This is a genomic window from Sphingomonas sp. M1A8_2b, assembly GCF_053345535.1.
The window spans coordinates 123,125-138,188 of the sequence record NZ_JBKFAH010000002.1 but is presented as its reverse complement, the minus strand read 5'-3'; the positions used below and the strand labels follow the sequence as shown (position 1 = coordinate 138,188).

Annotated in this window: 9 protein-coding genes; 6 read left to right on the top strand and 3 right to left on the bottom strand. The window is 66.2% G+C overall.

The window, feature by feature from the left end:
* Positions 1 to 19: 19 nt before the first annotated feature.
* Positions 20 to 1,129 carry an ROK family protein gene (locus ACLBWL_RS08935; RefSeq protein ID WP_447792262.1) on the bottom strand — a complete coding sequence of 370 codons (1,110 nt, stop codon included), beginning with the start codon at positions 1,127 to 1,129 and terminating at the stop codon, positions 20 to 22.
* Positions 1,130 to 1,253: 124 nt separating this feature from the next.
* On the opposite strand from ACLBWL_RS08935, the gene ACLBWL_RS08930 reads away from it, so the two are divergent.
* From ACLBWL_RS08930 to ACLBWL_RS08915, 4 genes are all read left to right on the top strand, one after another.
* Complete coding sequence (locus ACLBWL_RS08930; RefSeq protein WP_447792260.1) at positions 1,254 to 3,818, top strand: TonB-dependent receptor; 2,565 nt, start codon at positions 1,254 to 1,256, stop codon at positions 3,816 to 3,818.
* Positions 3,819 to 3,823: 5 nt separating this feature from the next.
* Positions 3,824 to 4,966: a YdcF family protein gene (locus ACLBWL_RS08925; protein WP_447792258.1), complete on the top strand. Its 1,143-nt coding sequence runs from the start codon at positions 3,824 to 3,826 to the stop codon at positions 4,964 to 4,966.
* A gap of 173 nt (positions 4,967 to 5,139) precedes the next feature.
* Positions 5,140 to 7,224, top strand: a complete 2,085-nt coding sequence (locus ACLBWL_RS08920; RefSeq protein ID WP_447792256.1) for a glycoside hydrolase domain-containing protein — start codon at positions 5,140 to 5,142, stop codon at positions 7,222 to 7,224.
* 16 nt (positions 7,225 to 7,240) lie between these two features.
* Complete coding sequence (locus ACLBWL_RS08915; protein ID WP_447792254.1) at positions 7,241 to 8,533, top strand: MFS transporter; 1,293 nt, start codon at positions 7,241 to 7,243, stop codon at positions 8,531 to 8,533.
* Here the strand turns inward: ACLBWL_RS08915 and ACLBWL_RS08910 are convergent.
* The gene (locus ACLBWL_RS08910) at positions 8,508 to 9,506 is read right to left on the bottom strand and encodes a cupin-like domain-containing protein (RefSeq protein WP_447792252.1); all 999 of its coding nucleotides are present in this window, start codon (positions 9,504 to 9,506) and stop codon (positions 8,508 to 8,510) included. The genes ACLBWL_RS08915 and ACLBWL_RS08910 overlap by 26 nt on opposite strands.
* Positions 9,503 to 10,189, bottom strand: coding sequence for a SapC family protein (locus ACLBWL_RS08905; RefSeq protein ID WP_447792250.1), 687 nt, complete (start codon positions 10,187 to 10,189; stop codon positions 9,503 to 9,505). Before ACLBWL_RS08905 ends, ACLBWL_RS08910 begins: the two co-directional genes overlap by 4 nt.
* Positions 10,190 to 10,512: 323 nt before the next feature.
* On the opposite strand from ACLBWL_RS08905, the gene ACLBWL_RS08900 reads away from it, so the two are divergent.
* Both ACLBWL_RS08900 and ACLBWL_RS08895 read left to right on the top strand, forming a co-directional pair.
* Positions 10,513 to 13,458, top strand: a complete 2,946-nt coding sequence (locus ACLBWL_RS08900; RefSeq protein WP_447793451.1) for a TonB-dependent receptor — start codon at positions 10,513 to 10,515, stop codon at positions 13,456 to 13,458.
* A gap of 62 nt (positions 13,459 to 13,520) precedes the next feature.
* The gene (locus ACLBWL_RS08895) at positions 13,521 to 15,062 is read left to right on the top strand and encodes a tryptophan halogenase family protein (RefSeq protein WP_447792248.1); all 1,542 of its coding nucleotides are present in this window, start codon (positions 13,521 to 13,523) and stop codon (positions 15,060 to 15,062) included.
* Positions 15,063 to 15,064: the final 2 nt, after the last annotated feature.

The window sequence follows — 15,064 nt, the reverse complement described above, 5'->3', positions numbered from 1 at the left end:
GTCCCTGCGTCGCGTGGTATCAGGACAGCGTCGTAGCGTGGATCGGCAGCAACGCTGCACCGATCGTCGCCGCGGCGCCTTCGAGCGTGGACACCGAGATCCGCGGCGGCGTCGCCACGTGATCGCCGATGTGCATCGCCGCGAAGTCGATATGGTCGACCAGCGCGGTGAGGATGCGATTGGGTAGCGGGCTGGAGATCACGAACTCGCCGGGATCGATCCAGGCGATCCCCCAGTTGACGATCACCGCGATCTGCGCGGCGGCACGGCGCACCCAGCGATCGACGACGTCCTCGTACCCGGCGATCGCGGCGTCGAAATCGACCAGCGAATGGATCTCGCATCCCGCCGCGCGCAACGTGATCAGCAGGTCGAGCGTCGACGGCCGCGCGTCGGTGTTGGGATAGAGACAGCCGATCTCGCCCGCGCTTGCCATTGCGCCACGCAGGATGCGACCCTCGACGATCACGCCGGCACCGATTCCGTGGCCGAGCAGGATCACCACCGCGGTCGAACAGCGCCGCATCAGGCCACCGATATAATATTCCGCCAGCGCGGCGGCGTTCGCGTCGTTCTCGATCCAGACGCGCTGACCGATATGCTCCTCGAACAGCGCCTTCAGATCGACGCCGCGCCAGACCGCCAGGCTGTCGACCGTCCAGCGCTTGTTGCCCTCCGGCGACAGCGACGAACCGGGGACGCCGATGCCCACCCCCAGCAGGCGGCGGCCGAGCAACCGGTTGGCGATCGCTAGCTCATGCATCGTCGTCGTCACGGTTTGCGCGAACACGCGCGGGTCGGAATCGTCGAACGGCTGCGACCTGTGCGCGATCACGCCGCCGGCATAATCGACCAGCGCCACCTCGATCAGCCCGCGGTGCAGCATCGCGCCGACCGCATAGCCCGCCTGCGGCGATATCCGCAGCGGCACGGCGGGACGCCCGGGCGTGACCGGATCCACGGTCGCGCACTCCTCGATCAGCGCATGCGCCAGCAGGTTGCTCGACAGGCGGGTAAGCTTCGAGGCGCTCATGTCGAGATCGAGCGCCAGTTGCTTGCGCGACCGCGAACCGGAGACGCGCAGCACCTGCATGATGCGGCGTTCGTCGTCGTCCAGCCTGAGCCTCATGTGTGACACCTCTGCATGCTCCCGCGACAATCGGCTACACGATTAGTTTATTTCATGAAATTAATTAAAATTGTCATATTGGGCGTTCAGCGCCTGCGTCATTACAAAGGGTGGGAACGAACCGATGACGAAAACTCGCTTGCGCTCCGGCAGCGCATTGATCGCGCTCGGCATGATGGCGTGCGCGCCGGCCTGGGCCCAGACCGCGCCGACGACCCCACCGAGTGAAGATGCGTCGGCCACGCAAGCCGCCGCTCCGGCCGCTGCGCCGGCCCCGGATGCGACCACACCTGAAACCGCCGCACCTGAGACCGGTAGCGACATCATCGTCACCGGATCGGCCCGCCAGCAGCGCCGCTTCGACGTATCCTACGCGGTAAATTCGCTCAGCAACGCCGACATCCAGAAGCTCGCACCGATCAACTTCGCCGATCTACTCGGCAAGCTGCCCGGGTTCGCGGTCGAGAATACCGGCGGCGAGGTCCAGAACATCATCCGCCTGCGTGGGTTGCCGAGCGACGGCGGTCTGGTCACGTTCCAGCAGGACGGCCTGCCGATGTTCCACGAGAATGACGGCAACTTCTTCCGCGGCGACAGCATCAACCGATTCGACCTGATGACGCAGCGCGTCGAGGTCGTCCGCGGCGGGCCGGCGCCGGTCTATGCCAGCTATGCCGCGGCGATCGTCAACAACATCACCGTGTCGGGCACCGATACGACGCGCGGCAAGGCGCAGGTGACGCTCGGCGACACCGGGCTGTACCGGCTCGACGCGTACCAGGCGGGGCCGATCGACGACTCGACCTATTATGCGATCGGCGGGTTCATCCGTCATCACGACGGCTATCGCGACAATGGCTTCCCCAATGATCGCGGCGGCCAGATCCGTGCCAACATCAAGCACGACTTCAGCAACGGGTCGCTGCGGATCACGGGCAACTACCTGAACGATCACAACGTGTTCTACCTGCCGATCCCGACCGCGGATCCGCGCGATCCGACCAAGTCGCTCAACCAGTATATCGATTTCTTCAGCGGCACGATGAACTCGCCTGCGCTGCGCAACGCCGACATCAGGTTCCGCGAGGCCGACGGCACGACGCGCAACGTCAATGCCGATCTCGGCAATGGTCGCCACACGCAGTTCGGCAATGTTGGGGTGCAGTACGACGCGGATTACGACGGCTGGAAAGTCGCGGCGAAGGGCGGCGTCAGCGTCGGCAAGCTGCATTTCGATGCGCTGTATTCGACCAGCAATCCGTCGGACGCCAACGCCTTTGCCGCCAGCAACCTGACTGCGGCAAGGACCGCATTCGGCTCAGGCGTGACGCGGCTCGGCTACGCGATCGCCGGCACCAACGGCGCGCAGGTCTATGATCCCAACGCCGCGTCCGGGCTCGTCGTGCCGGCGCAGTTCCGCGACGTCGTCTCGAAATATTATTCGACGCAAGGCGATCTCAGCGTCACGCGATCGATCGCGACCGGGTTCGGCACGCATGACCTGCGCGTCGGTGTGTATGGCAGCCTGTACGGCGAGACCAACGAAGTCGCGTATCAGGACTATCTGCTCGAAGTGAAGGGCAAGCCGCGCACGCTCGACCTCATCGCCTACAACGCCGCGGGCCAGGCGGTCGGTTCGATCACCGACAACGGCGTGCTGCGCTATACGACCACGCTCAACCGCGGCAACACCGACGCCTCGATGTACGCGCTCTACGCCAACGACACGTGGGAACTGGTCAAGGGCCTGACGCTGGACGGCGGCATCCGCCATGAGCGCTACAGCTTCAAGGGCTCTGCGTTCGCGACGACGTCCGCCAATCTCGGCGATCCGAACACGCTGGCCGACAATGCGGTGCGCGCGTTCACCGGCCAGATCATCAACTCCAAGCTGAGCCCGAGCATCACCAACTGGACGGGCGGCGTCAACTACGACGTCACGCAGCATCTCGGCGCCTATGCGCGCGCGTCGCATCTCGAAACGCCGCCGTCGACGCAGGTGACGTACCAGATCAATCCGACGATCATCACCTCGAAGGCGAACCAGTACGAGGTCGGGCTGAAGGCGGCGTTCGGCAGGTCGTATCTGTACCTGATCGGCTTCTATACGCGCTACGATCCGCTCAACGCGTCGTTCGTCGCGCTTGACCCGGTGACCGGCCGCAACGACCAGTCGGTGCCGTTCATCGGCAAGGCCGAGATCAAGGGGATCGAGATGGACGGCAACCTCGCGCTGCCACACGGCTTCGCAGTGACCGGCGCGCTGACGGTCAGCGATCCGCAATACAAGAGCCTGACCAACGCCAATGGCGCGAGCGCTGGCGCCGTCGAAGGCAACCAGATCGTCCGCGAGCCCAAGGTCTATGGCAACATCCGCCCCTCGGTCGACTTCGACGTCGCGGGCAATGCGGTGCAGCTGTACGGCCGCTACGAATATACCGGCAAGCGCTATGTCGACTTCTTCAACAACACCGCCCTGCCCTCGTACCAGACGGTCGGCGCGGGCATGACGCTGACGCACGACACGTGGCAGATGCAGGTCGTCGGCGACAATCTGTTCAACGCGAAAGGCCTGACCGAAGGCAACACCCGCACCGACCAGCTGAGCGGACAGGGCACCGCTGACGCGATCTATGGCCGGCCGATCTTCGGGCGCAATCTCCGCCTCGTGGTCAGCAAGTCCTGGTGAGCGGCATGCGGTTGATGCTGGCGGCGCTGGCGATGATGGCTGGCGCGCCGGTGGGGGCGGAGACTGCCGCTCCGGTCGCGGTGACGGACACGGTGGCCGACGGCCTGTCGCAGCGGCTGTTCCCGATGCTGGGCGCGCTCGGCCGGTTGCCGGGCCTCGACACGCGGGCGCGGGCGGCGCGCATTGCCGCATGTGGCGAAGGGCCGGCCTGCGTGGTCGAGGCGACGATGTGGAACGATCGGGATCGCGCGGCAATCGCGGCAGCGGTGCCGCGGCTGGGGAAGACCGGCGCCCGGCAGAATGCGGACCTGTCGGTGGCGGCGGGGATCGACCAGGAGCTCGAAGCGCTGAACGTCGTCCTGCGGGTGTACGGACTAGGGCTGCCGGGGCGCTATCCGAAGATCGACGGCCCGGTCTTCGCGACCGACACGCCTTTCTTTACCGACAGCGTCAAGGTCGCGATCGATACCGCGCGGGCGGCATCGGCGGCGCGGCCGGACACGATCGCCGCGAGCGTACGGCTGGCGGTGGCGCTGCTGGATGCCAACGACGCGACCGCGGCGACGCGGTTCGACCCGCTCGATCAGCGCGAGAATGCGGGAGCCCAAGCGGTGGCGGCGCGGACGAACTGGAGCGCGTACCGCTACTCACTGTTGATTGTGCCCGGCGTCGGCCCCGAGGATAGCGCGACGGTCCTGAGCCCCCGCAGCAAGCTCCACGCGCTGCTCGCCGCGCAACGCTATCGCCAGGGTCTCGCGCCGTTCATCCTCGTCTCGGGCAGCGCAGTGCATCCGCGCGGCACGCGGTTCGTCGAGGCTGTCGAGATCCGCCGTGCGCTGGTCGAGCGCTACGGCATCCCCGCCGATCGCGTGATCCTGGAGCCGTATGCGCGTCACACGACCACCAATCTGCGCAACGCGACGCGGCGGATGGTCGCGCTCGGCATCCCGCTCGACCGGCCGACGCTGATCGTGACCGATGCGGAGCAGAGCAAGTACATCGAGAGCCAGATTTTCACCGACCGCAACCGCGCGGAACTCGGGTATCTGCCGGGTGCGATGGGCCGGCGTTTGTCGGTGTACGATCTCGAATTCCGCCCGTCGCGGCTATCGCTGCGCCAGGATCCGCGCGATCCTCTCGATCCATGAGCCGGTATTTCTTGAACGCATCCAAGATGCGTACCCTGGCCCCCACCCCGGCGAAGGCCGGGGCCCAATTGGGGGACGGCTGTAACAGAGGATCGCGCTCCATTACGCCGACCTTTCCAATTGGGCCCCGGCCTTCGCCGGGGTGGTTACGCAAAAGGAGGGCGAGATATCCGGTGCTTCTCGCGCTCCTCCTCACCCCCACCGCCCTCACCGCACAGGAAACCCCCGCAGACCTCGTCGATCCGATCGTCGGCACGCTCGCCGACTTCGGCCAACTCTCCCCCGCCGCCGTCGCGCCGTTCGGGATGATGCAACTCGGCCTCGACACCAGCCCCGCCAACCACGCGGGCTACGACCACGCGGCGACCACGTTGCTCGGCTTTTCGCACACCCGCGGCGTCGGCGTAGGCTGTAGCGGTGCGGGCGGCGACCTGATGATCTCGCTGCGCTATGCCGGCAGCACCGGCGCCGCGCTGATCGACAAGGCGAGCGAGACCGCACGCGCCAGGAAATACCACGTCCGCTACGACCACGGCATCCTCGCCGAGATGGCGGCGACGCGCGGCGCTGGCGTGCTGCGCTTCACCCTGCCCCGCGCCGGCACGGTCGACCTGCGGATCGACCCGCGACACAGCTATTCGAAACGCCTGGCAGCCAGTTGGGCGAGCCTCGCCAGCGACGACCTCCGCGCCGATCTGGTCGCCGGCACTGTCTGTGATCAGGGCGCGTATCACCTCCACACCGCCAGCCGGATTCTCGTCAACGGACGGCCGATCCACCAGACGCTGACCACCGGCGCGGGCGATCTGGCGACGCTCCACTTCACCGGCAAAGCGGGCGATGCGATCGAAATCCGCACCGGCCTGTCGACCGTCGATGGACGCGGCGCGGCATCGGTGCGCGAGACCGAAGTCGGCGACCGCCCCCTCGCCGCCGTCGCGACCGAGACGCGCGCCGCCTGGAACCGCATCCTCGGCCGCGTCGCAGTGAGCGGCCCGCGAGATCGGCGCGCGCTATTCTACACGTCGCTCTACCGTGTCATGGAAACCCCGGTCGCGATCGACGATCCCGACGGACGCCACCGCGACAAGGACGGCACGGTCCAGACCTCGCCGAAGGGCCGGACGCGCTACGCGAACTGGTCGCTATGGGACAATTACCGCACGCAAATGCCGCTGCTCGCGTTGCTCCAGCCCGAGCGCAGCGCCGATATCGCGAACTCGCTGGTCGCGCTCTACGCTGGCGGCAAGGCGCAATGGTCGACGCCGCACGAGCCGTTCCTGACGGTTCGGACCGAACATGCCGGAATCGCGCTGCTCGACATGCATCGCAAAGGCATCGCGTTCGACGCGGCCGCCGCGCTGGCGGGGATGGCGGCGGACAGCGACCGGCTCAAGCGCGGCACGCCAGACGAGCAGATCGAAGCCGCCTATGACGATTGGGCGACCGCCGAACTCGCGCGCGATCTCGGCCGCACCGATCTCGCGCGGATCTTCACCGCGAAGGCGCAGAGCTACCGCCCGATGTGGCGATCGGTGTTCCAGACGCCCGGCGCGGATGGCGATGTCGTCAAGGCGCGCGGGCTGTATCAGGGCACCTTGTGGCAATATCGCTGGGCGCCGATCTTCGACTTGCCGTGGCTGACCGCGACCGTGGGTCGCGAGCGCCTGCTGAGCGAACTGCATCATTTCTTCGATGCCGGGTTGTTCAACATGACCAACGAGCCCGACATCCAGGTCCCGTGGATGTTCGCCGCGCTGGGCCAGCCGCAGGCGACCGCCGACCTGATCCGCACGATCCTCACCAAGCCCATCGCGCACCCCTATACCAACAGCGGCAAGCTGCCGGTGCCGTTCGTCGGCCGCAGCTTCGCGCTGTCGTCGCAGGGCTTTGCCGACGGGATGGACGACGATGCCGGCGGGATGACCGCGTGGTACGTATTTGCGACGCTTGGCCTGTATCCGCTGGTGCCTGGCGAGCCGTGGTACGTCATCACGACTCCAGCGTTCGACCGCGCGCAGATCGACCTCGGCAATGCGCGCACGCTGGCGATCCGGCGTGACGGGCCGGAGGACGGCACGATCGTGCGCGCCAGTTTGAACGGGCGCGCCCTGCCCGATTTCCGTGTCCGCCACGCCGATCTTCTCCGCGGCGGCACGCTGACGATCACCACGGTCGCGCGCAGCGAACGAATTGTCCCGCAACTGCAAGACATCGGCGCTAAGACGTTGAAGAATGGAGTGCCCCGCCCCCGCTAGACCCGCCGAACGCCCCGTGCATCGCGCCCGGATGCTCGGCTATGCGAGCGGCAATTTCGGCAAGAACGTGCTCGCCTCGACGATGGACTTCTTCCTGCTGTTCATCCTTACCGAGCGCTGGGGGATATCGCCCGAAGCCGCCGGACTCGTGGTGATGATCGGCCTGGTCTGGGACGGCGTCTGCGATCCGCTGCTCGGGCGGCTGGTCGACCGGTCCGCGGATCGGCTGGCTGCGTATCGCCGGATGCTGTTCGTCGGGGCGCCGGTCGTCGGGCTCTTTTTCGCGGTCTTCTTCATTCAACCCGACGTGCGCGGCGCGCACTGGCCGGACTCCGCGATCCTGCTGTGGGCGACGACGATCGTGCTGCTGTTCCGCTCCGCCTACTCGGTCTGCGACGTCGCGCACAACGCGTTGATGATGCAGCTGACGCGGTCGCCGGGCGCCGCGACGACGGTGTCGGGTCTGCGCTACATGTTCAGCTGCTGCGGGGCACTGGCAGTCGCCTATTGCGCACCGGCGTTCGTCGATCCCGACGCGGATCGCGGCACGGCCCTGATCGTCGTCACCGGCTGTGCCGCGGTCGCCTATGTCGCCACGCTGTGGCTGTCGGCGGCCGCCGCGCCGCGATCGGACGCGATCGCCGCGCAGGCACGGCGCGCGACGTTTGCGTGGATCATAGGCAACCGCCCGCTGTTGATGCTGCTCGCGCTGGCGTTCGCGCAGGCGTTGACGCTGCCGTTCCTGGCGCGATCGTTCGCGTATATCGGCAAGGGTGTGATCCACGACGCGACGTGGACCGGACAGGCGCTGGCGACGCTCGCGCTGTCGCAACTCGTCGCGCTGCCGGCGTGGATGGCACTCGCCCGCCGCCGCGACCGCCGCGTGGTGCTGAGGGTCGCGTTGGTTGCGATCGCGGTCGGGCTCGGCATCTTCGCCGCAGGGCCGGGGACGATGATCGCGGGTATCGCGCTGTTCGGCGCGGGCAATGCGGGGTTGCAGATGATGATCTGGGTGTTGCTCGCCGATGCGGTCGATCACGGCGAGCGCAGCACCGGTGTCCGCCTCGAAGGCTTGCCGGTCGCGCTGCTGCTGCTGACGCTGAAGGTCGGCGGCGGACTGAGCGGGGCGCTGCTCGGTCGCGGCCTGTCGGCGATCGGCTGGACAGTCGGTCGGCCGCTCCTGGCGGAACGCGGCGATCTGCTGCTGACGATGGCGTGGGCGATCCCGTTGATCGGCGCGCTGGCGGGTCTTGCGATCATGGTCGGATCGAAGTCCGCGCCCGTCAGCCGCCCCGCAGCAATCGCATGACGAGCGCCCGAATGCGGCCGTGATTCTCCTTCGCCGCGCCCAGGATACCGTGGCGCTCGGGCGGCAGGAACGCGAGCGGATGGCCGTCGGGGCGAAAGACGTAATGATCGAACCACGCACGCCACGCCGCACGCTCGGCCGGCGGACGCTCGGCGATCGCGGTGAGCGCGAGCAGCATCGCGGTATAGGGTTGGTCCGGGCCGGCGGCGAACCCGTCCCACCAGAAATTGACGAGCACGTTGACCTCGCCGGTCGCCTCGACCTGATGCCACCAGAGTTTCGGCACATACAGCGCATCGCCAGGCGCCAGATCGAACACGCGCGCGCGATGTCGTGCCTGCTCGAAGCGGGGGAAATTGGGATCGCCGGGCGTACTGCCGACCGCCAGCGCGACCGGCTGGCCGGCCAGCGTATGATCGATCGGGCCGACATAGAGATCGCCGATCGCATCGGGAGGATACAGCGTGAAGCGCCGACGCCCGGCCGCGACGCACGCGACGTTGTCCATCGTGTCGTAGTGGCAGGCGACGGTCGAGGCATGGCCGATCCAGATCCGCGGGCGCACCTCCGGCGGAACGAACGGCAGCCGGGTCATCTGCTCGACACCCGGAAAGAACGTCTCCGCGGTGAGCGATCCCATATACATGCTGGGGTGTCCCGGCGCGCCGGCAGTGGCGAGGATCCGCGTCAGCGCATCGCGAAACGGCATCGTCGAGCGCGTGAAATTGAACCCCGCCATCGTCGCATCGTAATGATAGCGCGCGCCGATTTGGGGGTCGCCGACGAACACTTCGGCGGATCGTCGCGTCTCCAGCCGCAGCAACTCGTCAACGACGCCTTGCACGCCTTCGCCAGCCAACAGTGGCCAATCGCGCGCGACGCCGCGGAGAAGCATTGGCTCGCCCGCCGTCATGACGTGGTCGCGAAACTGTTCGGGATCGGCCAGCGCTGTGGCGGGGGGCGCCTCGATCATGCGGACACATCCGACAGGCGCGCGTTGCGGATTCGGCCGAGCGTGCGAAGATGGCGCAGCGAGCCCGTCTGCGCATAGGCGAGTTGCAAATCGCCCGCGCGGAACAGCTCAAGCACCGCAGCATCGGGCAAGGCATGCAGCGCGTCGAGGCTGATCGAATACAGGCCGTCGAGCCGCAGCCGGTTGCCGTCGTCGAAGTCGAGCGTCACGTCGATCGGCTCCAACAGGCCATGCGCCAGGAACCGCTTGATCGCATCGTCGGTGGCGGCGAGGCCGTGTTGCAGCGTGTGCAGCGCGTGCTGGACGCGTTTCAACGTCAGCGACGGCGCGCCATCCATCTCGAACAGCGCCTCGCCCTGTCCGCTCGCGAAGACGGGATGCTCGCGATCGATCACCATCTGGCCGTCGTTGACGAAGAAACCCTGGCGCTCGAGATCGGCGGGGCGATAGTCCGGCAGCGCGCCGTCGACGGTCAGCAGATTGTCACCCGGCTCCAGTCCCATCACCACGCCCGCATAAAAGGCGCCGGTCTCGGGATGCTTGGTGAACAGGATCAGGTAATGCGGCGCGGCGCGGGGAAACTCGTCAGCGACGATTTGCGCGAAATGCCGGGTGGCGTCGCAGGCCCGCGACACGCGCAGCGCGGCATGCTGTTCGCTGTTCAACATTTCCCATGCCGGCATCCCATCCTCCCGTAACGCACGCGACTGTCTTCGCGGTTCTGATCCCCGAACTCGCACACCCGGCTACCCTTGCAAAGGGGCTTCGCGATCACTCCTACAATAGCTTGCAATGGTAGCGGCATCGCGTATTGTGAGCGCTACCGCAGCGAGACGAGACGGATCACCGACTCACGAGATTGCGAACGATATTGCCGGAAGCCCCCATCAATAGGGGGCAGCGCGGTGTTAGTTGAGGGGATGTTGAAGTGAGCCAGGATACCCGTTCGATACTTGCCGATCGCAGCCGTGCGCGGCGTGCCCGTGCGTTGGCCTGCGCCAGCAGCATGGCTGCGCTGGCCTGGGCATCGCCCGCGTTCGCGCAGGACCAGACCAACCTGCAGACGGCGACCACCGGTCAGCCCGCCGCGGTACAGGCCGCAGGTCAGGTCGGCGTGCAGCCCGCCGTACCGGCGACCGCCAACACGACGACCGCGAGCGAAGCCGGGCAGCCTCAGGATACCGCGACGGCGCCCGACGCTTCGCAAGGCACCACCACCGGCGACGATATCGTCGTGGTCGGCCTGCGCGGCTCGTTGCAGCGCAACCTCGACCTGAAGCGCACGTCCTCGGGCGTGGTCGACGTCATCTCCGCGGAAGATATCGGCAAATTTCCTGATTCGAACGTCGCTGCTTCGCTCCAGCGCCTGCCCGGCGTGTCGATCCAGCGCTCCGGCTCGCGCGGCGAACCGACCGGCATCACGGTCCGCGGCTTTGGCGGCGATTTCAACACCACGCTGTACGATGGCCGCCGGATTTCGTCCGCGACCGGTGGACGGCAGATCGACTTCAGCACCGTCGGCGTCGACTTCATCGGCCAGTTGAGCGTGCTCAAGACGCCCGACGTGTCGCTGGCGTCGAGCTCGATCGGCGCGACCGTCAACATCGCCTTCCCGAACCCGTTCGATCATCCCGGTTTCCGCGCCGCGACCACGGCCTCGGGCTCGATCCAGGATCGCTCCGGCAAGATCGTCCCGACCGGCGGCCTGCTACTCAGCACGACCAGCGCCGACGACAAGTTCGGCGTGCTGGCAGACGTCATTTACACCAAGCGTGATACCGATACCAATCGCGTCTACGTGTCGGGTTGGCCGGGTGGCAATTACGCCGCGTGCCAGCTGACGGCGGCGTGTACGCCAGCCCAATTGCAGACCAAGAACCTGCCCGGCTGGTTCCCGCAGCAATATGGCGCGGAACAGCAGCGCGTCGAGGACGAGCGCATCGATGCGCGCATCTCGCTGCAATATCATCCAACCGATGACCTGATGGTGACGCTGGACAACAATTACTCGCGCCAAAAGGTGACGTCGGAGAATTATGCGTTCGGCGTCTGGTTCAACCAGGGCGATCTGCGCAACGTGACGCTCGACAAGAACGGTACGGCGGTCGACTTCACGCAGACCGGCACGCCGACCGATTTCACCGCCGCGCTCAACACCGAGATCCTGAAGACCAACCAGACCGGCCTGAACGTCAAATACGACGCGACCAGCAACCTGACGCTGGAAGCCGATGGCGCCTATGCCAAGAGCTGGCGCAACCCGGGCGACGTGATCGGCAGCCAGAACGGCGACATCGGCTATGGCAACGCGCTGGGCAACACGCTGCGCTTCAAGATCGATGGCAACAGCGACAGCGCATTCCCGTCGATCAGCAATTTCGGACCGGCCGGCAACTCCGCGGCCTGGGCCGACACTTCGCTGATCGGCTCGCACGTCGCGGTCAACCAGACCCAGCGCAACACCGACGAACTCATCCAGTTCCGCGGTAACGCCACCTGGAAGCAGGACAATCTGACGCTCAAGGCGGGTGGCCAATATTACCAGGACACGTTCAACTTCCGCAACACGAGCACCTTCACCAACAATTTCTGGCAGGCCTATGCCGGATACGGCGCGCCATCGGGTGGCACGTCGGGCGTCGCGCCGCTGCCCGCCAACCTGTATCAGGGCTCGGTCAGCCTGAACAACTTCATCCCCGGCTTCAACGGCACGCTGCCGCCGTCGGTATTCGTGTTCAGCCCGGTCGCGTACCAGAACTACCTGTCGAGCCTCGGCAATCCGCAGGCGCAGAACGTCCCGGGCTATAACTACGCCAACGTGCAGGGCTTTACCGGCGCGTTCGACGAAGCGGTCGATCCGGGCAGCGTGCTGCGCGTCCGCGAAAAGACGTGGTCGCTGTATTTCAGCGCCAATTTCAAGACCGAGATCGGCGGCCTGCCGTTCACCTTCAACGCCGGCGTTCGCAACGAGAATACCAACCTGACGTCAGATGGTGTCGGTCGCCTGCCGACGTCGCTCGTGACGAGCACCGCCGACCCGACGCTGCTGAGCATCCCGACCTATACGGACCCCGGCGCGATCACGAGCAAGAGCTCGTATTCTTACCTGCTGCCGAGCATGGATGCGAAGCTGGAGCTTACCGACAACCTGCTCCTGCGGTTCGACGCATCGCGGACGCTGACCCGACCGGCGCTGAACTTGCTCAACCCGGTGCTCAACGTCGGTAACGGCCAGCGGATCGGGGCGCTGTCGGCCAGCGGCGGCAATCCGAACCTCAAGCCCTATCTCGCCGACAATTTCGACGTCGGCGCAGAATGGTATTATCGCCGCAACTCGTATCTGTCGGTCGGCTTCTTCCTGAAGAACGTCAGCAATTTCGTGGTGGCCGGCGTGACTCGCCAGACGATCAACGGCGTGATCGATCCGACCACCGGCCAACCCGCATCGTTCGCGGTGTCGCAGCAGATCAACGGTCCCGACGCCACCGTCCGCGGTGTCGAACTCGCCTGGCAGCAGGTGTTTGGCGACAGCGGCTTCGGCTTCCAGGCCAACGCGACGTTCGTGAACACCAACCGCCCGTACGACGACAAGAACATCACCCAGTCTGGCTTCGCCGTGACGGGGCTTGCCAATTCAGCGAACTTCGTCGGCTTCTACGACAAGAGCGGGTTCCAGTTCCGTGCGGCGGCCAACTGGCGCGACAAGTATCTCCTCCAGTTCGGGCAGAACCAGAATACCGGTTCGTTCGGGGCGGAGCCGACCTTCGTCAACCAGAGCTTCCAGGTCGATCTGACGAGCAGCTACGACATCACCAAGAATTTCAGCATTTTCGGTGAGGCGCTGAACGTCAACAACAACCAGCAGAGTACGCATGGTCGCTACAGCAACCAGCTGCTCGACGTGTTCGATTACGGACGCCGCTACACGCTGGGCGCGCGCTTCCGCTTCTGAGCTCTCCCCCCTGGCGGAGCATGACGATGTTGTGCTCCGCCATTTTTCGAATACGCTGACCCATGCACCAGATCAGAGACATCGTCATCGTCGGAGGGGGCACGGCCGGCTGGCTGACCGCGGGCGTCATCGCTGCGCGGCACAAGGGCCAGCGCGAGCACGGCTTCACCGTAACGCTGGTCGAATCCCCCAACATCCCGACCATCGGCGTCGGCGAGGGCACGTGGCCGACGCTGCGCGCCACGCTGCGCAAGATGGGCGTGTCGGAAACCGAGCTGTTCCGCCACTGCAACGCCGCGTTCAAACAGGGCGCGCGGTTCAACCGCTGGACCACCGGCGCGGTCGACGACGGCTATTACCACCCGCTGATGCTGCCACAGCAGTTCGGCTCGCTGAACCTCGCCCCGCACTGGCTGGCCGAGGACGGCCACGACAGCTTCTGCGACGCAGTCACCCCGCAAGGTCGGATCTGCGACGAGGGCCTTGCTCCCAAGACCATGGCGACGCCCGAATTCGACGGCGTGGCGAACTACGCCTATCATCTCGACGCGGGGAAATTCTCGCATTTCCTGCAACGCCATTGCTGCGACACACTGGGCGTCCGGCACGTGCTGGCCGACGTCACCGACGTCATCCTCGACGAGACCGGCGATATCGCGCGCGTCGAGACCGCGCAGGGCGTGTCGATCGAGGGCGACCTGTTCGTCGACTGCACCGGCTTTGCCGCGAAGCTAATCGGCGAAGCGATGGGCGTGCCGTTCCGCAGCTGCACCGACACGCTGTTCTGCGACACCGCGCTCGCCGTGCAACTGCCGTACGAGCGCCCCGACGATCCGATCGCCAGCCACACCATCTCGACCGCGCAGTCGGCCGGCTGGATCTGGGATATCGGCCTGCCCCACCGCCGCGGCGTCGGGCATGTCTTCTCCAGCAGCCATATCGACGTCGACGCCGCCGAACGCGAACTGCGCGCGTATCTCGGCCCGGCGGGGAAAGATCTGCCCGTCCGGAAACTCTCGATCCGAGCCGGCCACCGCGAAACATTCTGGAAGGGCAATTGCGTCGCGGTCGGACTTGCCGCCGGGTTCCTCGAACCGCTCGAGGCGTCTGCGATCGTGCTGATCGAGCTATCCGCCAAGATGATCGCCGAGCAGATGCCCGTCTGTCGCGAGGTGATGGATGTAGTCGCCAACCGCTTCAACGCGACGACGACCTATCGCTGGGGCCGGATCATCGATTTCCTCAAGCTGCACTATACGCTGACCAAACGGACCGACACCGACTTCTGGCGCGACAATGTCCGCCCCGAGTCGATCCCCGACCGGCTGCGCGGGCTGATGGAGCTGTGGCGCTATCAGTCGCCGTGGATCCACGACGAGTTCGATCGCGCCGAAGAGGTCTTTCCGTCGGCCAGCTATCAATATGTCCTCTACGGCATGGGCGCGCGCACCGCGGTGATGCCCGGCACGATCGAGGCCGACGCCGAACTGGCGCGCCGCGCCCGCCGCGAAAACCACGTCCAGACGCAGCGCATGATGAGCAGCCTGCCCGGTCACCGCGACCTGATCGACCGCATCGTCAAGCACGGACTCCAGCCGATCTGAGC